General features: G+C 46.2%; 18 protein-coding genes. 5 read left to right on the top strand and 13 right to left on the bottom strand.

The features are described from left to right. Positions 1-16: 16 nt before the first annotated feature. From rnd to QMA41_RS05500, 8 genes are all read right to left on the bottom strand, one after another. Positions 17-1,132: a ribonuclease D gene (rnd, locus tag QMA41_RS05465; RefSeq protein WP_043007335.1), complete on the bottom strand. Its 1,116-nt coding sequence runs from the start codon at positions 1,130-1,132 to the stop codon at positions 17-19. A gap of 99 nt (positions 1,133-1,231) precedes the next feature. After that, positions 1,232-2,920 carry a long-chain-fatty-acid--CoA ligase FadD gene (fadD, locus tag QMA41_RS05470; protein WP_019277911.1) on the bottom strand — a complete coding sequence of 563 codons (1,689 nt, stop codon included), beginning with the start codon at positions 2,918-2,920 and terminating at the stop codon, positions 1,232-1,234. Between the two features lie 110 nt (positions 2,921-3,030). Continuing rightward, positions 3,031-3,888, bottom strand: a complete 858-nt coding sequence (locus tag QMA41_RS05475) for an alpha/beta hydrolase (protein WP_281629067.1) — start codon at positions 3,886-3,888, stop codon at positions 3,031-3,033. Beyond that, entirely contained in the window at positions 3,885-4,442 is a 558-nt protein-coding gene (locus QMA41_RS05480; RefSeq protein ID WP_082313645.1) for a Slp family lipoprotein, read from the bottom strand. Before QMA41_RS05480 ends, QMA41_RS05475 begins: the two co-directional genes overlap by 4 nt. A 19-nt stretch (positions 4,443-4,461) precedes the next feature. Further along, positions 4,462-4,764, bottom strand: coding sequence for a chromosome partitioning protein ParA (locus tag QMA41_RS05485; RefSeq protein WP_065740478.1), 303 nt, complete (start codon positions 4,762-4,764; stop codon positions 4,462-4,464). Positions 4,765-4,784: 20 nt separating this feature from the next. Beyond that, positions 4,785-5,486: a tRNA (adenosine(37)-N6)-threonylcarbamoyltransferase complex dimerization subunit type 1 TsaB gene (tsaB, locus tag QMA41_RS05490; RefSeq protein ID WP_281629068.1), complete on the bottom strand. Its 702-nt coding sequence runs from the start codon at positions 5,484-5,486 to the stop codon at positions 4,785-4,787. Between the two features lie 12 nt (positions 5,487-5,498). Continuing rightward, the gene (locus tag QMA41_RS05495; RefSeq protein WP_281629069.1) at positions 5,499-7,424 is read right to left on the bottom strand and encodes an ATP-dependent DNA helicase; all 1,926 of its coding nucleotides are present in this window, start codon (positions 7,422-7,424) and stop codon (positions 5,499-5,501) included. A 121-nt stretch (positions 7,425-7,545) separates the two neighbouring features. After that, positions 7,546-7,746 (bottom strand): hypothetical protein, encoded by a 201-nt coding sequence (locus QMA41_RS05500; protein WP_006959302.1) that lies wholly within the window; start codon positions 7,744-7,746, stop codon positions 7,546-7,548. Positions 7,747-7,941: 195 nt separating this feature from the next. Between QMA41_RS05500 and purU the strand changes: the two genes are divergently transcribed. Next, positions 7,942-8,775: a formyltetrahydrofolate deformylase gene (gene purU, locus QMA41_RS05505; RefSeq protein WP_171352205.1), complete on the top strand. Its 834-nt coding sequence runs from the start codon at positions 7,942-7,944 to the stop codon at positions 8,773-8,775. A 70-nt stretch (positions 8,776-8,845) separates the two neighbouring features. Here the strand turns inward: purU and QMA41_RS05510 are convergent, their stop codons facing one another. Continuing rightward, positions 8,846-10,858, bottom strand: coding sequence for an NADPH-dependent 2,4-dienoyl-CoA reductase (locus QMA41_RS05510; protein WP_281629070.1), 2,013 nt, complete (start codon positions 10,856-10,858; stop codon positions 8,846-8,848). A 198-nt stretch (positions 10,859-11,056) separates the two neighbouring features. On the opposite strand from QMA41_RS05510, the gene sppA reads away from it, so the two are divergent. From sppA to QMA41_RS05525, 3 genes are all read left to right on the top strand, one after another. After that, a complete protein-coding gene (gene sppA, locus QMA41_RS05515) occupies positions 11,057-12,907 on the top strand; it encodes a signal peptide peptidase SppA (RefSeq protein ID WP_281629071.1) in 1,851 nt (616 codons plus the stop codon). 134 nt (positions 12,908-13,041) lie between these two features. Next, complete coding sequence (gene ansA, locus QMA41_RS05520; RefSeq protein ID WP_281629072.1) at positions 13,042-14,058, top strand: asparaginase; 1,017 nt, start codon at positions 13,042-13,044, stop codon at positions 14,056-14,058. Between the two features lie 151 nt (positions 14,059-14,209). Further along, a complete protein-coding gene (locus QMA41_RS05525; protein ID WP_281629169.1) occupies positions 14,210-15,040 on the top strand; it encodes a CPBP family intramembrane glutamic endopeptidase in 831 nt (276 codons plus the stop codon). 57 nt (positions 15,041-15,097) lie between these two features. On the opposite strand, the gene serS is transcribed toward QMA41_RS05525, so the two are convergent. The 4 genes from serS to QMA41_RS05545 form a co-directional block, all read right to left on the bottom strand. Further along, positions 15,098-16,405, bottom strand: a complete 1,308-nt coding sequence (gene serS / locus QMA41_RS05530; protein WP_281629073.1) for a serine--tRNA ligase — start codon at positions 16,403-16,405, stop codon at positions 15,098-15,100. Between the two features lie 96 nt (positions 16,406-16,501). Then, a complete protein-coding gene (locus QMA41_RS05535; protein WP_281629074.1) occupies positions 16,502-17,848 on the bottom strand; it encodes a replication-associated recombination protein A in 1,347 nt (448 codons plus the stop codon). Between the two features lie 2 nt (positions 17,849-17,850). Continuing rightward, positions 17,851-18,447 (bottom strand): outer membrane lipoprotein chaperone LolA, encoded by a 597-nt coding sequence (lolA, locus tag QMA41_RS05540; protein WP_281629075.1) that lies wholly within the window; start codon positions 18,445-18,447, stop codon positions 17,851-17,853. An 82-nt stretch (positions 18,448-18,529) separates the two neighbouring features. Next, positions 18,530-19,144, bottom strand: a complete 615-nt coding sequence (locus QMA41_RS05545) for a YecA family protein (protein WP_281629076.1) — start codon at positions 19,142-19,144, stop codon at positions 18,530-18,532. 258 nt (positions 19,145-19,402) lie between these two features. Between QMA41_RS05545 and QMA41_RS05550 the strand changes: the two genes are divergently transcribed. Continuing rightward, positions 19,403-19,945, top strand: coding sequence for a prepilin-type N-terminal cleavage/methylation domain-containing protein (locus QMA41_RS05550; protein WP_281629077.1), 543 nt, complete (start codon positions 19,403-19,405; stop codon positions 19,943-19,945). Positions 19,946-19,988 lie beyond the last annotated feature (43 nt).

Here is a 19,988-nt window from a genome sequence, read left to right on the forward strand (position 1 = left end):
TACTTATCGTTAATACTTACAACAATTTATTGAGTTTTTCACCCATCAGTTCCAAACGCCAGCTTTGCATCACATCTGGTAATATTGATGGATCGCGATCTTTTTTCCATACCCAGCTAATCAACTGATTCAATTGTTTCTTGGACGCCAAAAACTCCGTCGCCAGCCCAGAAGCCTGAGAGGCTTTTTTCACTTCATCTTTAAGGGTTTTAAACTTCTGCTTGTAGCCTGGCATATCCATCAAGCGCTCAATTTTAGCCGGATACTCATCTACAGGCGTCATTTTGGCTGATTTAACAATCGAGATAATACGTGCGCTGTGGCGTTGCACAGAACGAATATCTAATCCTTCCTGCTCCATTCTTTGTTTGTTCTGTAAGCCTAAACGAGCGACAGTAAGTAGATCATGTTCTTTAAAGACGAAATTCAGTGCTAGGTCACGGCGAATCGCCTCTTTGAAGCGCCAAGTAGCAAGCGGCTTTAATAAAGCTAACTCACTCGGTTTCAGTTGCCAAGCGCCCTTAACATCCAAGTAGGCTTTTTCAGGATCAAGTGACTTGATACGCTTGGTAGCCAGTAAATCACTTTCCTGCTGAGCCGCTTCCCACCAGCCAGCCTGAGTAATTTCTTCAAGCAGCTTTTCATACAATGGCAATAGATAGTGGACATCTGCGGCCGCGTAGTCGAGCTGTTTATCCGTTAGCGGTCTGGCAAGCCAGTCTGTACGAGATTCACTTTTATCCAGTTCTACGCCAAGATAGGACTCAACCAAAGAAGCAAAGCCCGTTGACAGACCATGGCCTAAAAACGCAGCCATCAGTTGAGTATCCACCATAGGGTAAGGCAGGCAACCAAAGCTGTTGTTAAACACTTCTAAGTCTTCACCACACGCGTGTAAAACCTTTAACACTGATGTGTCCTTTAGAAGGTGAACAAACGCCGTCATATCATCAATGACTGTTGGATCAATCAGAGAAAGTGTTTCACCATCAAATAACTGAATAAGACCAAGCTGAGGGTAGTAGGTTCGTGTTCGGACAAACTCGGTATCAAGCATGACAACATCTGCATTTCTAGCTTGTTCACACACTTTTTCTAGCTGGTCTGGGCGGGTAATGATTTGATAATTCACAAAGCTCTCACTGTGACTGATGGGGTCTGCAAATAAAAATGCCGACTGGTATTAGTCGGCATTTTAACACTAAACACTTGGTTCTGCTTATTTTTAACTTTAGCTAGCCTTTGCTAAGTTTGCATCATTCTCTTCACGCAGGACACGGCGTAGTATCTTACCGACATTGGTTTTCGGTAATTCATCTTTGAATTCAACTAGCTTAGGCACTTTATAGCCCGTCAGGTGCTGGCGGCAGTGAGCAATGAGTTCGTCTTTCGTCAGGCTTGGGTCTCGCTTAACAACGTAAATTTTAACAAGCTCACCCGACACTTCATGCGGCTGGCCAATCGCTGCGACTTCCAGTACTTTACCGTGCAGTGCTACCACATCTTCAATCTCATTTGGATACACATTAAAGCCGGACACCAGAATCATGTCTTTTTTACGATCCACAATGTGAATCAAACCCTGCTCATCAAACTTAACGATATCGCCTGTCGACAGCCATCCTTCACTATTAATGACTTCTTTGCTGGCTTCAGGTCGTTGCCAATAACCTTGCATCACTTGAGGGCCACGAACCTGCAGTTCACCCACTTCAGTATTCGGTACCGGATTCCCTTCATCATCAACAATACGCACTTCAGTGGAAGGGACAGGCAAACCGATCGCGCCTGTGTATTCTGTGAGGTCATATGGGTTAACCGTCACCAAAGGAGAACATTCGGTGAGACCATAACCTTCTAATAGGTGTACGCCAGTTGTCTTCTTCCACTGCTCAGCAACTGCACGTTGAACGGCCATACCGCCACCTACCGCTAACTTCAGATTGCTAAAGTCCAGCTCGTGGAAATCTTCATTATTGACCAAAGCATTGAACAGTGTGTTCACACCAGTAATTGCAGTGAACGGACACTTTTGTAGCTCTTTGACAAAACCTGGAATATCTCGGGGGTTAGTGATTAACAGGTTACGTCCGCCCAGTTCTAGGAACAATAGGCAGTTCACCGTCAAAGCAAATACGTGGTAAAGAGGCAGCGCGGTCACAACAACTTCCCGGCCTTCTTTTAGTACCGGCCCATACATTCCTTTGGCCTGCAAAATGTTTGCAATCATATTGCTATGAGTCAGGATTGCGCCCTTTGCAACCCCAGTAGTACCGCCGGTGTACTGAAGGAAAGCAATATCATCGCCAGACATGAAAGGCTTAACATATTGCAAGCGTCGACCTTTATGCAGTGCCTTACGCATTGAAATCGCCCCTGGTAAGTCATACTTAGGCACCATGCCTTTCACGTACTTAACCACAAAGTCGACCAATGTGCCTTTAGCACGTGGAAGCATCTGACCTAAGCTGGTCAGTACAACATGCTTAACAGGAGTATTGTCTACGATTTGCTCTAATGTGTTAGCAAAGTTAGATACGATCACAATCGCTTTCGCACCAGAGTCATTTAGCTGGTGTTCAAGTTCACGTGGCGTGTATAGAGGGTTCACATTAACAGCGATCAGACCTGCACGCAGGACACCAAACAGTGCGACTGGGTATTGCAGAAGGTTTGGCATCATCAAAGCAACGCGGTCGCCTTTTTCCAGCTTAAGTTCGTTCTGTAGGTAAGCAGCAAAAGCGCGGCTACGCTCTTCAAGCTTACGAAATGTCATTACCGAGCCCATGTTCATAAAGGCAGGCTGATCAGCATATTTCTGTACTGACTGCTCAAACATTTCCACCAATGACGGATATTGATCAGGGTTGATATGCTCAGGCACATCACTTGGATAGCGTGATAACCAAGGTTTATCCACGGTAATACTCCTCGAATTAAGCTGACTGTTGTCGACGAAACGCCGTGTTTTTACTGACGACTATTACAACACAGGCAAAGGGGTTGAGCACGAAAGACTCAAACACTTGTTTAAATTTTGTTAACTAAGCCAAAAATTAGGTTAGATACTCTAGAAGGGACTTGTAGATGGCAGTGATGTCCACCCTCAACCGTAAAAATTTCGGCCGGATTAGGAGTGTCATCCTGTGTTTTCTGCAAGTGGGAGAAACCTTGTTCGCCTAGCACAACAATCTGCGGACAGGTGATCTGTCGGCTGATTGATTGTGCATGCTCAAATGACATGCGATACAAAGACTGGCTTTGTAATTTCTCATCGTGGCGCCATATCCAACCATCATTGGTCTTTAGCAATCCTCGCTGGACGATGGGTCTGATAAGGTCAGAAGCAATTTGATTAACCTTAGCCCTGACTTCAATAGCAGTAGCATCAGACTCAAATGCTCTGGTTGGTTTGCTACGAATTCTCTGACGACTCAAAACGCCTTCTCTCAAACGAGAAACCGTTTCGCTCTCTTCTTCCGCCAAAGGCCCGTGCCCTTCTATCTGAACCAATCCACTGATCTGTTCAGGAAAGGCGGCACTATAGCAACTTGCAATCAAAGCACCAAGAGAATGCCCAACCAACACCAGTCTGTTTGGCGATAAGTTAGCCAAAAACTGATAAACATCGTCAATATAGTCATGAAATGGGTAGAAATTACTGCCTGGCTTATGACTAGAATAACCATGACCGGGCAGATCAATAGCGCATAAGTGCAGTGAAGGGGCGGATTGATGCAGCTCTTGCATCAAGGATTCAAAGCTGGCGGCATTGTCCAACCAGCCATGAAGGAAAACGATAGAGCAGTCTGCTGTTTGGCTATAACCGTATTCGATAGCGGCTAGATAACCATCAGCTAGCGGGTAACGAGTGTCTCTTCGGGTCATTTGACTTCTTGGATCACTTTGCCTTGTCTGGTACCTCGGGTGAGGTCACGACAGTACAAACTGCGGCAAGGGTACATTGAGGGACCAAAGTCATCGTGCACAATCACGCGCTCTTCAATTCGCCAGAGATGATAACTCTTGATCTTCATGACTGGAAAATCATAGCTATATTCACCCACTTTGGCAGCTTCAGTGCCACTGCTATCACCGAGCAAGGTAATCAATCGCCCTTCTGACAGCGTTACTGGATCGGCGAAGCCATCAATATAGCCTACGAATCGGCCTTGAGGTTCTTGGTCAATATCAGGCTTACCATTGGAACTGATGGGTAAATTAACGACTTCCACTCGTGTCTTGTCTTTCAGGTTAGTCACACTGGCAATCACACCACCCAATCGCAACTCTTGCTTTTTGGCTGCTGAAGCTTGCCAGCCAGAGTAATCCGTTTGTAGATCGGGGTTATTTGACGCGAGGTTTTCTGGAAGCGTACTGCACGCTGTGAGTGCAACAAGCACACTAGCCATAGAAATAAGTTTAAAAACACGTGGCAACATAAGGACTTACCGTAAAGAATTATATATAAATATCGACACCTAACAGCTGCGATAGTTCATCACGCTTAGACTGGTTCATGACATTCATATACTCTTCCATCGCTTTGCGGCCCTGCCCTTCAGGCAAATCGTATTGCACTTGAGCTTTATGAATGTCTGACTCATTTACGTGACGGATAGAATGCGCCACTGCGTTGGCGACCTTGGATGGCTGGCCAACGGATGACTTCTCCTGAGATTTTTTTACCTCATTCTTTTTTCCGGCTTTATTGGCCTTGTTCGGCCCCGGAACCGAAGGAGGTAATCCATTAATCGAAACCATACTATCCGTCTAATTACACCTTATTCTCTGCCTGGCAATTTCTTCCATGCTACGGTATCACGCAGATACACAGGACTGGCATCTTCTACCGTCACGGTGTTACCCTTCTCCAATTCGAATTTCGCCAGTGCGACGATATCTTCCGCATCAGGGAAAAGAACCTCTCCCTCCGCGACTTCAAATTTCAGCTCAGCTAGCGCTTCCTGATACGCTTCCCAACCCGTTCCTGCAGTCAACCAGCGTTGTTCATCACTTTGGCTATTTTCAGCCAAAACCGCAGGTGGAATAACACATTCGGCATCAGTAGCCATCCAAGTGCCATCTTCTTGACGCGAAAAACGACCCCAGTAGACTTCGCTCATTCGCGCGTCAATCGCACACGCCACGTGGCTTACACCGTGTTTACGGTAACTACCTTGAGCCATTGCTTGCAATGTTGAAACACCAATCATAGGCAGGTCAGCACCAAACGCTAAACCCTGTGCAATACCAATGCCAATGCGGACACCTGTAAAGCTACCCGGTCCACGACCAAACGCGAGCGCGTCAAGTTCAGCCAGAGTGATCCCCGCCTCTTTCAGCACTTCATCTACCATAGGGAGAATCTTTTTGGTGTGGTCTCGCGGTGCTACTTCACTGCGAACATAGATCTGGTCATTAACTAGCAATGCAACAGAGCAGTTCTCTGTTGCCGTGTCTAAGGCAAGAATTTTTGCGCTCATTGAATTCTCTGATTATTCGGTTGTTTCTGAAATTTGTTTAAGGAAATCCTGCACTAACTCTAAATCCCGTGTTCGAGGAATTGGAGGTAAGCTGGCAAGGAATACGCCGCCATATTCGCGCGTCACCAATCGATTATCACAAATGATCAGCGCACCTTTGTCCTTCTTATCTCGGATTAAGCGACCAACCCCCTGCTTGAGGGTAATCACAGCATCCGGTATCTGGACCTGAGAAAATGGATCCCCGCCTTTAAGCTGGCAATCTTCTATCCGCGCCTTAAGCAACGGATCATCAGGTGCAGTGAAAGGTAATTTGTCGATAATAACACAGCTCAGGGTGTCACCTCTAACATCAATCCCTTCCCAAAATGCTCCGGTCGCCACCAGCAAAGCATTACCCAGCTCCATAAACTCTGCCAGTGTTTTTTGTTTACTGGTTTCCCCTTGCAGCAGCACCGGAATGCTCAAGCACTCACGGAACCTTTCACCAAGCTCTCGCATCATGCTATGGGAGGTACAAAGGAAAAAGCAGCGCCCCTGATTCTGCTCAATCAAAGGGCTGAGCATGCGAACAAGTTTATCCGCCATCCCCGGACTATTCGGCTCAGGAAGGTAACGCGGAACGCATAGCCTTGCCTGACTTTGATAATCAAATGGACTTGGCAAAGACATTTCCGTCTGAGGTTTTAGACCCAGCCGAGAAGTAAAGTGGCCGAAATCCCCTTTAACCCCCAGAGTTGCAGAAGTAAATATCCACGCCCCTTGCTTTAACTCGATCTGTTCTTGAAACTTATCTGATACCGAAAGCGGGGTGATATGAAGACTAAAATGACGCGGGGTCGTATCGTACCAATAGGAGTATCCCGTGATAGAAACTTCGCAAATCCGTTCAAGCCTTGCTTGAATCGTGCTGGCACGCTCATACGCCGTATCCAACAGTTGGCTGCGCCCCAATGCTAACTTGAGTACCTCGAGACAAAAATCCAGCGACTCACGTAATCTTTCTAATTCTCTGGCAATTGAGGGAGACTGAATCGCTTCACGCCAGTTACCGCGAAAACCTGGTTCACCGAGGGTAATTCTTAAGTCCATCGCACTTTGCAGCAATTTCTCACTGATCTTCTGCAATTGGCGCATGTCTTTCGCTTCGGTGCGATAGCCAATTTCAATATCCTTGGATAGCTCCTGAATCTGACGACTAGACAGAGACTGACCAAAGTACTGACTGGCAATATCAGGTAACTGGTGAGCTTCGTCGAAGATAAACACTTCCGCTTCTGGTATCAGCTCACCAAACCCCGTTTCTTTGATCGCTAAATCGGCCAAAAATAGGTGATGGTTGACGACCACTACATCCGCATCCATGGCTTTTTTGCGAGCCTTAAGAACAAAACAATCTTGATAACTTGGGCACTCTTTACCTAAGCAATTGTCGTTGGTTGAAGTGATTGTTGGGATCACTGGGCTGTCTTCAGCGATTTCGTCACAGTCACCTAAATCCCCACTTTTGGTCTCGCTCGCCCATGAGCGCACTTTAACCAACTGGCTAAGCAGTGTTGGATCCGCATGATGTCCATGACTCTCCACCATTTGGCGGCTAAGGCGATCTAAACACAAATAGTTTGCTCGACCTTTAAGTAACGCCACTTGCCCGTAAAAGCCCAAGGCATCTGTCATTAAAGGTAAATCACGATGGAACAACTGTTCCTGCAGGTTTTTCGAGCCCGTGCTGATGATGGTTTTTTTGCCACTCAGCAAAGCTGGAACTAAATAAGCGAAGGTTTTCCCCGTTCCGGTTCCTGCTTCAATGACCACTTGCTGGTCGCTTTTTATCGCTTTAACCACAGATTCAGCCATATCTAGCTGAGCCTGTCGTGGTTGGAACCCAGGAATCGCTTTACCTAGAGCACCATCTGCTGAGAACGTTTTAGAGATCATCAAAGGCTGTAATTTGAGTTGAACAAGATTAGGAACGAGGGATTATGGCAGGTTTAAAGACGTGGCGCGAATGCAAATCTGATCCGCGCCGATAGGTCACTTTATTGATGAGTAAATTGTGTTAACGACGGTTGAGATAACGCGATAGCCAAGCGGGACCAGCAAACTCATTCTGACTATCCATCATGGCTCGAGCTGCTTCACTGGGCGACGCTTTGTTTTCCCACATTTCATTGAGAAGCTCTTCATTGATTTCGTGGTCACCTAGTAGCGCACTGACTCTTTCGGAATACAACTTACGTGCTAGTAGATCTTTATCCATACGTACCACCTGTCGGGCTAAAATCTGACAATTTTTAAACAAATTCGCCGAGCTAATCGGTTAACTCGGATTAATTGTTGAAACCATCTTGATATTAGTTTAATTGTAGCTTCCATATTGTGGGGCGCTTCACCGTTCAACGCCCGGCAAAAATTTCAGAATACGAAAAAAATAATTCACGGAAGTTTTAACCCAATGGAAAAGAAAACACTGCTCACTCATTGTACAGATGCACCTGGCTTGATTGCTAAGATCACCAATATTTGTTACAAGCACCAACTCAACATCATCCACAATAATGAATTTGTCGATAATACTAGCGGCCATTTCTTCATGCGTACTGAGCTGGAAGGTTACTTCAATGATCAAACCTTCCTTGCCGATCTCGACCAGGCTCTGCCTCAAGGCGCTAAACGAAAGTTGATTGGCCCAAACCGTAAACGCATTGTCATTCTCGTCACCAAAGAAGCGCACTGTATTGGTGATATCCTAATGAAAAACTACGACGGCAGTCTGGATGTCGATATTGCGGCAGTGGTGGGCAACTACGATACGCTACAGAGCCTGACTGAAAAATTTGATATTCCATATCATCATGTGTCTCACGAAGGGTTAAACCGTGAAGAACATGAACAGAAGATGCTTGAAGTCATCGATCAGTACAATGCGGACTATCTGGTTCTGGCTAAATACATGCGCGTACTAACACCATCATTCGTCGAAAAGTATCACCATAAGATCATTAATATCCACCATAGCTTCCTGCCCGCTTTCATTGGCGCGAAGCCTTACCAGCAAGCTTACGAGCGAGGCGTTAAGATCATTGGTGCAACAGCGCACTTCGTCACTAATGACCTCGACGAAGGACCAATCATCAAGCAAGACGTGATTCCGGTCGATCATAACTTTAGCGCGAAAGATATGGCACAAGCAGGACGAGATGTTGAGAAGAATGTACTCAGCAAAGCACTCAATAAGGTGATAAACGACCACGTATTTGTCTATGGCAACAAGACTGTGATTCTTTAATCTTGTATCTAAATGCAAAAAGACCTCCCATTGGAGGTCTTTTTAATTTCAGGACTTTATTCGAACCTACTTAAAGCTTCGCAGCCAGTTCAACACCTTGTCTGATAGCACGAACAGCATCCAGCTCACCGGCATGATCGGCGCCGCCTATGATATGAAGCTTGTCACCAAACTGCTGCCACTGGTCCTCAAAAGGTCTCACCGACTCCTGACCCGCACAGATGATTACTTTATCTACTTCAAGTAACTCAGATTTGCCATTATGGCTGATGTGCAGACCAGTATCATCAATCTTGTCGTAGCTAACACCACCCACCAGATTCACGCCACGCTTCTCAAGCGTACGTTTATGAATCCAACCCGTGGTTTTACCCGGCCCTTTACCAACTTTGCCCTTGCGGCGCTGCAGAACCCAAACATCTTTTTCGCTTAGGGATTCAGGATAAGGGTACAAACCGCCCGGATGCGCGATCTCTTTATCAATTCCCCACTCATGCAGCCAGTCGTCTAAATTGTGACCCGCAGGTTCTGTCAGCATGGTTGCGACATCCACACCGATGCCACCTGCACCAACAATCGCAACTTTCTCACCAACGTAAGTTTTCTCTTTAATTAGCGTCTGATAATCAATCACTTTATCTGGGTTGTCGATCCCGTCAATCTTGACTTTACGCGGCTCCACGCCCGATGCCATGACTACTTCATCATACTCGGCCAATAGGTCAAAGTTGGCATCCGTTTCAAGATGTAGCTTCACGCCTGTTTCATCAATCTGATTGGCAAAATAGCGAATGGTCTCGCGGAATTCCTCTTTACCCGGAATCTGCATGGCTAAGCGGAACTGCCCACCGATTCGGTCATTGCGCTCAAACAGATCAACATGGTGGCCTCGTTTCGCCAGAGTCGTCGCACATGAAAGGCCAGCTGGACCAGCTCCAACTACAGCGATATTCTTCGGCTTATCGGTAGGTGTAATTTTCAGTTCATCTTCACGACAGGCAAGCGGGTTGACCAGACAGCTCGCCCGTTTGCCTTTAAAGACATTATCCAGACACGCTTGGTTACAACCGATACAAGTATTAATCAAATGCGACTGTTTATTTTCAGCCTTAATGACAAAATGCGGATCGGCAAGGAAAGGTCTCGCCATGGACACCATGTCAGCGTGACCGCCTGAGAGAATACGCTCAGCTTCTTCTGGCGTATTGATACGGTTACAGGTGACAATCGGCACATTGACATGTGGACGTACTTTTTCCGTCACCCAAGTAAAGGCTCCTCGCGGCACTTGAGTTGCGATAGTCGGGACTCTGGCTTCATGCCAACCGATACCGGTATTAATAATGGTCACCCCAGCTTTTTCAAGCTCTTTTGCCAGAGTAATAACTTCGTCAAACGTGCTGCCTTCCTCAACCAAGTCCAGCATAGAAAGGCGGAAGATGATGATAAACTCTTCACCCACTTCCTTACGAATTGCACGCACAACCTCTAATGGCATACGCATGCGGTTTTCGTAGCAACCGCCCCACTCGTCATAACGCATGTTGGTTCGTTTACAGATGAACTGGTTGATCAAATAACCTTCTGACCCCATCACCTCGACACCATCGTAGCCTGCTGATTGTGCCAGCTTGGCGCTGTTAGCAAATGCATCAATGGTTTTGTGGATCTGACGAGTACTCATCTCACTTGGAGAGAAGCGAGCAATTGGTGCCTTTATGGCAGAAGAACTTTGCGAAAATGGGTGCATGGCGTAACGCCCTGCGTGAAGAAGCTGTAAAGCGATTTTCCCGCCATGTTCGTGAACGGCTTCCGTTACGACTTTGTGCGCTTTGGCATGCTTGGGTTTACTGAATTCCGCGCTAAATGGGTGCAAACGACCACGTAGGTTAGGCGAGAAACCACCGGTAACAATCAAACCAACACCACCTTTCGCGCGTTCAGCGTAAAAAGCAGCCAGTTTTCCGAGACCTTCTTTGTGTTCCTCCAGACCAGTGTGCATTGAGCCCATCAAGACTCGGTTTCTAATCTGAGTAAATCCTAGATCCAACGGCTTTAACAAGTTTGGGTACATGGCAGACATCACTTTGTTATTTTATTCTGGTCTGACCACAATACGGCGAGTTGTAATAAAAATCAAACAAGCGTTTACATTTTTGTAACACCGATCAATCTTGCTGTTGTTCAGATATACTAGTTTAAGTAGGATGTAACATATCTGTATTTATAAGGTCTTAGTTCACTGAGACCTATACCTGTGCTAAAGCACAGCGGAGCCACAATGAAAAAAATATTTAAGTTTATTGGCCTGTTTTTTAAGGGCATTTGGAAACTCATTACTTTTATTCGTCTTGCCCTGGTTAATCTCTTCTTTCTTATCAGTATCGGGATTCTTTACTTCATCTACTCAGGAGTTGGATCTGTTGCACCAAATGAGACAAAAGAATCGGCTCTGATTCTCAACATCTCTGGCCCAATTGTTGAACAGTCTCGCTACGTCAACCCAATGGATTCTTTTACTGGTTCGCTATTTGGTCAGGATATACCAAGGGAAAACGTCTTATTTGATATCGTTGAGTCAATACGCCACGCCAAGGACGATCCTAAAATCACCGGTATTGTGCTGGCTCTACGCGATATGCCAGAAACCAACTTAACCAAACTGCGCTACATTGCTAAAGCTCTGAATGAGTTCAAGGCTTCAGGCAAGCCTATTTACGCCGCGGGAGAGTTCTATAACCAAAGCCAGTACTACCTAGCCAGCTACGCCGACAAGATTTACCTAGCTCCAGATGGTGCCGTGTTAATCAAAGGCTATAGCGCTTACTCGATGTACTACAAAACGCTGTTAGAAAAGCTTGATGTGAATACCCACGTTTTCCGCGTAGGCACCTATAAATCAGCCATTGAACCGTTTGTGCGTGACAACATGTCAGACGCTGCGAAAGAATCCGCGTCACGCTGGTTAGGCCAGCTATGGGGAGCCTATGTGGATGACGTTGCCACTAATCGTCAGGTATCCGCCAAAACGCTCAATCCAACCATGGAAGAGTTTTTAGGTTTATTAAAAGAGCAAAACGGCGACTTGGCTGCTTTGTCTTTAGAGCTGGGCTTAGTAGATGAGCTGGCGACCCGACAACAAGTACGTGCCGATTTGACCGAAGTGTTTGGTAGCAACGGAGAGGACAGCTACAACCACGTTGATTACTACGAATATCAGGCCACAATGAAGCCGAAATTCGATTTGTCACAAGATGACATTGCGATTGTTGTCGCTAGCGGCGCCATTATGGATGGTTCTCAACCGAGAGGCACAACCGGTGGTGATACCGTCGCTGCACTTTTACGTCAAGCGCGCAATGATGACAAAATCAAGGCCGTTGTTTTACGTGTAGATAGCCCAGGTGGTAGCGCATTCGCTTCTGAAGTGATTCGTAATGAAATCGAAGCACTGAAAGAAGCTGGCAAACCTGTGGTTGCGTCTATGTCGAGCTTAGCAGCATCCGGCGGTTACTGGATCTCGATGGGCGCAGATCGAATTGTTGCTCAGCCAACAACGTTAACTGGTTCAATCGGTATTTTCAGTGTGATAACAACGTTTGAAAAAGGCTTAAACAAACTCGGCGTCTACACTGATGGCGTCGGAACTTCCCCGTTCTCGGGCGTGGGCGTTACCACTGGCTTATCCGACGGTGCTGCAGATGCGTTCCAAATGGGGATTGAACACGGCTATCATCGCTTTATCGGCCTAGTCAGTGAAAGCCGTGAAATCCCATTGAAAGACATGGATAACATTGCTCAAGGCCGCGTATGGACGGGCCAAGATGCAGCGAAGTTGGGTCTGGTTGATAAAATGGGTGACTTTGACGACGCTGTGAAGATGGCTGCTGAACTGGCAAAAGTCGAAGATTACAACCTGTACTGGGTAGAAGAGCCACTATCGCCTGCTGAACAGTTCATCCAAGACTTCATGAATCAAGTCAAAGTCAATCTTGGTGTCGATGCCAGCGTATTGCTGCCTGCCGCCCTACAGCCTGTGGCTGCACAAGTTGTTCAGGATGTTAGCCTGCTGGACAGTTTCAATGATCCAAAAGGCCAATATGCGTTCTGTTTAAACTGTCAGGTTCAGTAACGATTGAGCGACTGACTCACAAACTGGATTAAGTCTATCTGGGGTATTCCTGTGCGGGATGCCCCTTTTTATTGCTACTGATTGATATATAATCCCACGCTCTGTTCCCCCTACAATTAACTGGTTTCTAAGCAATGGCAAGAAAACACATTTATATCGCTTACACTGGCGGAACCATCGGCATGAAAAAGTCAGATGACCATGGTTACGTTCCAGTGGCTGGATTCATGGAAAAACAACTGGCTAGTATGCCAGAGTTCCAGCGCCCAGAAATGCCAGAATTCACTATTCACGAGTACGACCCTCTGATCGATTCATCCGATATGACGCCAAAGGATTGGCAGCAAATCGCAGATGATATTCGCGAGAATTACGACAAATACGATGGTTTCGTTATTCTGCATGGTACAGACACGATGGCGTATACTGCCTCAGCATTGTCTTTCATGCTGGAAAACCTCGGCAAACCTGTGATTGTGACGGGCTCACAAATCCCACTTGCGGAGCTGCGCTCAGATGGCCAGGCCAACCTGCTTAACGCTCTGCACATTGCGGCCAATTACCCAATCAATGAAGTCAGTCTGTTCTTCAACAACAAATTGATGCGTGGTAACCGCAGTACGAAATCACACGCAGACGGTTTCAATGCCTTTACTTCCCCGAACTTACCACCGCTACTAGAAGCGGGTATCAATATCCAGATCAGCAACGATATTGTGGTGGGTGAAAAACCAGAGGGCGAATTTAAGGTTCATGACATTACACCTCAGCCAATTGGCGTGATCACCATGTACCCGGGCATCTCACACGAAGTGATCCGCAATACTCTACTTCAGCCAGTCAACGCGATGATCCTACTCACCTTTGGTGTGGGTAATGCGCCGCAAAACCCAGAGCTACTAGCTCACCTTAAGGATGCTTCAGAGCGTGGGGTTATCGTGGTTAACCTGACTCAATGTTTAGCAGGTAAAGTCAACATGGGCGGCTATGCGACTGGCTGTGCACTGGCTGAAGCTGGTGTGATTAGTGGTTACGACATGACCCCAGAAGCTGCACTTGCCAAACTGCATTACCTCTTGAGCCAAAATCTGACTTACGAACAGGTCAAAGTCCAAATGCAGCAAGTACTGCGCGGTGAAATGTCGATATAACAACATATCTTCAAGAAATTTTACTGATGAAAAAGTCGACAACATGTCGACTTTTTCTTTTTAATTCAGTGCTCTGATGAGATTCGGCGAGCTTGTTCTGACTGAGGATTCAGTTCATCATACGCTTTTCAATCGCAATCCATTTCACCTTATGCACATTGATCATTCTATATGGGTTTGGCTACTATTCAGCGCTTCCATTCTGGCCGCATTTCTTAGAGCACAAAGAGCCTCATTGAGTTTGCTTGCTGCAACTCTTCTCGGTGGCTTGATAGCTGGTGTATTATCGCCTCTAGGCTTGATTATCATTGTTACCTTTCTAACAATTACTTACTACCTCAAAAACAAGTCCTCGCTACCACCAGTAATACTCTCAACAGTAGTCATCATTGGGAGCCTCGCACTCTTTCTACATTTGGTGCCTGGTTTTAGCAATCCGCAAGTACTCCAAAATATGCAAGCTGGTCCTCTGAGTGCCGATTTCAGCATGTATTTGAACCTAGACAAACCACTGGCCTTCTTCGCCCTTCTTTTGGCTTTCCCTGCGTTGTTAGGAGAAAACCGCAAGATCAATTATCGAACCATACTGTTGATATCAACCCCACTGTTCGCTTTACTGCCTATTGCGTCACTGCTTGGAGCAATCAAACCCGAGTTCTCTATCCCCAACTGGTGGTGGTTGTTCGCCTTTAACAATCTATTCTTCACCTGTGTCGCTGAAGAAGCCCTGTTCCGTGGTTTTATCCAACAAAAGTTAACGAATAAGTATGGTGTCTATATCGGCGTTGTAGCCGCGAGTCTGTTGTTTGGATTGGCACACTTTGCAGGTGGCCCACTATTAATTGTTTTCGCGTCACTAGCTGGGCTTGGCTACGGCTTGCTCTTCCATACAACAGGAAGATTATGGGCTGCAGTTTTGGTTCATTTTCTATTTAACTTCAGTCATTTGCTCTTCTATACCTACCCAATTCTTCGTGGATAATAAGCAAATACAAAAAAGCCAGCTCACTTGAGCTGGCTTTTTGACGTTTATTTCAGGTTAACCGATGTGCGTTGCGCCGCCCATGTACTTTTGCAGTACAGCAGGGATTGCAATACGACCATCTGCTTCTTGGTTGTTTTCAAGAATCGCAACCATAGTACGACCAACAGCTAGACCTGAGCCGTTTAACGTGTGTACTAGCTCTGGCTTCTTCTCGCCCTTACGACGGAAGCGAGCTTGCATACGACGCGCTTGGAAATCCCAAGTGTTTGAACATGAGGAGATCTCACGGTACGTCTCTTGAGCAGGAACCCAAACTTCAAGGTCATAAGTTTTACGAGCACCAAAGCCCATGTCACCTGTACATAGAACCACTTTACGGTAAGGAAGCTCTAGAAGTTGTAGCACTTTCTCAGCATGACCTGTTAGCTCTTCAAGTGCTGCCATTGAATTTTCTGGCTTAGTGATTTGTACTAGCTCAACTTTGTCGAACTGGTGCATACGAATCAGACCACGAGTATCACGACCGTAAGAACCTGCTTCAGAACGGAAGCAAGGTGTGTGTGCTGTCATCTTAATTGGCAGATCCGCTTCATCAACGATAGTGTCACGCACCAAGTTGGTTACCGGTACTTCTGCCGTTGGGATAAGAGACAGTTTACGTGGTTCTTCATCATTCACTTTTTCAGTCAATGGCTCAGTATGGAACAGATCTTCACCAAACTTAGGTAACTGACCAGTACCAAACAAGCTGTCAGAATTCACTAGGTAAGGTACATACATTTCCGTATAGCCATGCTCTTCTGTATGAAGATCCAGCATGAACTGAGCAATTGCACGGTGTAGACGAGCAAATTGGCCTTTCATGATGATAAAGCGAGCGCCAGTGATCTTTGTTGCGCTAGCGAAATCTAGGCCATCGCCCATTTCACCTAGATCAACGTGATCTTTTACTTCAAAATCGTAAGACTTAGGCTCACCCCAACGAGAGATTTCAACGTTCTCGTTTTCATCTTTGCCATCTGGCACTTCATCGTCTGGCAGGTTTGGCACAGACAGCGTGATGTCTTCCAGTTTGTTCTGGATTTCCACCAGCTCAGCTTTTTTCGCTTCCAGATCGCTACCTAACGTACCAATCTGCTTTTTAATCTCTTCAGCACCTTCTTTGTCTCCAGCAGCCATTTTCTGACCAATTTGCTTGGAGATGGAGTTACGCGTGGATTGTAAATTTTCAACTTCTACTTGAATGGACTTACGTTGTTCTTCAAGTGTACGGATTGTCTCTACGTCTAGCTTAAAGCCACGACGCGCCAGTTTAGCAGCTGTTTCATCCAGCTCTGTACGAAGTAATTTAGAATCCAGCATTGTTAATCCTATGCTTTTTTGGTTGTGAAAGTGCGTCCAAACTTCATGCTCAAACGCTTTTATAATTAACCGAACAAATGTATCCAAAAAAGACGCTTATTCATAGCGCTTTTGTGGGCTTTTTGCATCTAAACTAGCCAAGTAATCTAACTTTTCGCCAATTTTCGCCTCTAAGCCTCGGTTTGTAGGAGAATAGTAACGAATCTCCCCCATTTCTGGTGGTAGATATTTCTCTCCAGCCGCGTAAGCACCGGGTTCGTCATGAGCGTAACGATACTCCGCTCCATAACCAAGATCTTTCATTAAACTTGTCGGTGCATTGTGAAGATGAGGTGGTACTTCGTACTCAGGTTGATTGTGAGCATCACGCAGGGCTTGTTTCCAAGCGGTATAAACCGCATTACTTTTAGGTGCACAAGCAAGATATACAATAGCCTGGGCAATGGCTCTCTCACCTTCTGCCGGGCCCACTCTGGTAAAGCAATCCCACGCTGACAGCGCGACCTGCATTGCTCGCGGATCGGCATTACCAATGTCCTCAGATGCAATCGCTAACAATCGGCGAGCGATATACAAAGGGTCACAACCTGCGGCAATCATACGTGCTGACCAGTAAAGTGCCGCATCTGGATTCGAACCACGAATCGATTTATGCACTGCTGAGATCAAGTCGTACCAAATGTCTCCTTTGTTATCAAAGCGCGACACTTTTTCGCCAGCCATTTCAGCAAGGAGCTCTAACGTGATTTGCTTAACGCCCTTATCATCCTCTTGCGCCATGTCATACAGCAGCTCAAGATAGTTAAGTGACATGCGTGCATCACCATTCACTAACTCAGATAAGCGATCCAATACGTTATCGACGAAGTGGGCTTCAAACTGACCTAATCCACGCTCAGCATCACTGATTGCTTGCTCTAACGCCAGACGAATATCTTGCTGAGCTAAAGAGGTGAGTTTGTAAACTCGAGCACGCGACAGCAAAGCATTGTTAAGCTCAAAGGAGGGATTCTCCGTTGTCGCGCCAATAAAAGTCACGGTGCCATCTTCAATATGAGGGAGAAACGCATCTTGTTGGGATTTGTTAAAGCGATGAACCTCATCAACAAACAAAATCGTTCTTCGACCCGTCAATTTGTTTTCACGAGCTTTATCAATCGCTGCACGAATGTCTTTGACGCCAGAGGTCACCGCAGAAACTCGCTCAACTTCCGCATTGGCATAATTTGCCGCAACTTCAGCCAGAGTTGTTTTTCCGGTTCCAGGCGGCCCCCAAAGAATCATCGAATGAATATGCCCTGCCTCCAGCGCACGGCGCAGGGGTTTACCTAGCCCAAGAATATGTTGCTGACCGATGTATTGGTCTAGCGTTTCTGGGCGCATTCTAGCAGCAAGGGGACGAAAATCTTCGTCCCCTGAAAAGTCCAATGAATAGTTGCTCACTATTAATTCCTTTGGTCGTCGACCTCTACCCCTTCAGGAATGGTAAAGGTAAAGCGATCGGCACTTGGTTTAGCCAGTTTGATGTTATTAAACTTGAAGGTACTTTTTTGGCCATCTTGCTCTATCACACTAAAGCCCTTCACCGCACCTTTACTATCAATCTCTAGCTTAAACTGTCCCTGATTGGTGTCCACTGCGGTCGGTACCAATGTAAACACATCGCCTTGCTGTGACACTTTGTAGTTTTCCCAATCGCTGGCTCGGTTACGAGTCAGCAGAACAAAAGGGGTTTGTTCTGTAGCTTGTTCCTGCCAGTAAATGCTAACTTGTTCGATGAAAGGGCTGTAGTACCAAAGAGATTCACCATCTGACACCAAGACATTCTCATCTGGTGACGTGGTAGTCCAACGGAACAAGCTTGGACGCGCAATTTCGACTTTGCCTTCACCTTCCGTCAACATTTCCCCTTCCGGGCTGATCAACTGCTGTGAAAAATCCGCACTAAACCCGTCAGTCAGTTGCAGTCGCTGGCTCAATTCATCTTTGGGCGCTGCGATGACGGAGAAGCTAAGGAAAAACAACGCGGCTAATTTCTTCATTCTTTATCATCCTATTTCGTCGCGAATACGACGTTATACCTCGGTTTCGATACTGTTTTGACCGGGTAACGTTAACTTTGTTCTACTGACCGCAACACTGTTTGAATTTTTTACCACTACCACACGGGCAATTGTCGTTACGCCCGATATCTTTAAATGGATTTACACTTTGTGCTTTGGCACCAACCATTGCTTCATCTGCCGCTTGTGCGACTTCATTAATCATCAAATCCAGCTGACCAAGAAAGTCATTTAGTGCCGGTGGCTTTTCGATACCTGCCTCTTTCATTTGTGCTTGAGTCTGCTCTTCATCGATTGCCAACATCATTGTGGTTAGCAAAGCTTGTAGCATGCGTAATGTCCCATCACCGATAGACGTTTCCGCCCATTGCTCTTCGATGGTAGGCCAGAGCATCATAAAACCTTCAGCGAAATCAGCGAGCTGTTCGCCACGCTGCTCTTCATTAAGCAAAGACAACAAAGAATATTCATTGCGCTTTAAATAGCTGTATTGCTGATTTATATGACCTTCAACCTCCGCCTTAACAGACTGTGCTTGCTCGGAAAAAAGGCTAGGCAACCAACTTTCTGGTGCGAGAGGCTTTGTCGCCAAGTTTGCGGCCAAAGTGATCCCTTCAAGATACAGTGCAGATTCTTCAGTTTGGGATGGTTCAAGTGTCAGTAGTTGATAAGTCATTATCTGATTCAGTGTTGCTAGATTCTCGCGCCATTATAACCCTATGCGCCGCTTTGGGTCACCCAAGTCTTGATAAGGAACATAGACGGCTCAATTGGTTCATTTTTGAGAAGTCGTTCATTTCGTTCAACACACTTAGACCTAAATGGAGTAAATATTCAATTCAATGACTTATTTCACTTTGAGAATTAGAGTGATGAATGCAAAATCCCGTCGATTATAGTTTTAGCAACCTATTTTGATGCAGTCGGGTTAATCATGAAAAAGCACAAACCCAGCGGCTTTACGCTGATCGAACTGGTGGTCGTGATTGTTATTCTCGGCGTGCTTGCCGTCACCGCCGCCCCCAGATTTTTGAATTACCAACGTGATGCTCATGTTTCGAGGGCCGACGCTGCGTTTGCCAGTTTTGCCAATGCCATTCAGCTCTATCAAGCGAAATGGCTGACAGAAGGTGAACCTACCAGTCACGTCGATTATGGGATTGAAGACATATACCCTTCTGCACTGGGCTTCCCTATGTCTGTCAATCATGAGCCTTCTGATCCCGCTTTAGGGCCTATCCGAGGGGAAGATTGTGTCGCAATGTGGAATGCACTGATGCAGGTGGATTTAACAATCAGGCCACTGACTTCTACCATATTGCCTTCCGATACCGATATTGTCGCTTGGTATACCGCCAACAATGAGTGCACGTATTACTACACCAGCGGCTATGACGAAGATGAAGAGTTCCCGATGTTGCGCTACTCACCCTTAACTGGAGTCATTGAGAAGGCGGTCGGAAGAAATAACGCCTAGTTGTTAGACATCTCGTAATGAAGTCACTAAAATCACGCCTCCG

The sequence above is a fragment of the Vibrio sp. St2 genome (assembly GCF_947311885.1).
Lineage (GTDB): Bacteria > Pseudomonadota > Gammaproteobacteria > Enterobacterales > Vibrionaceae > Vibrio > Vibrio coralliilyticus.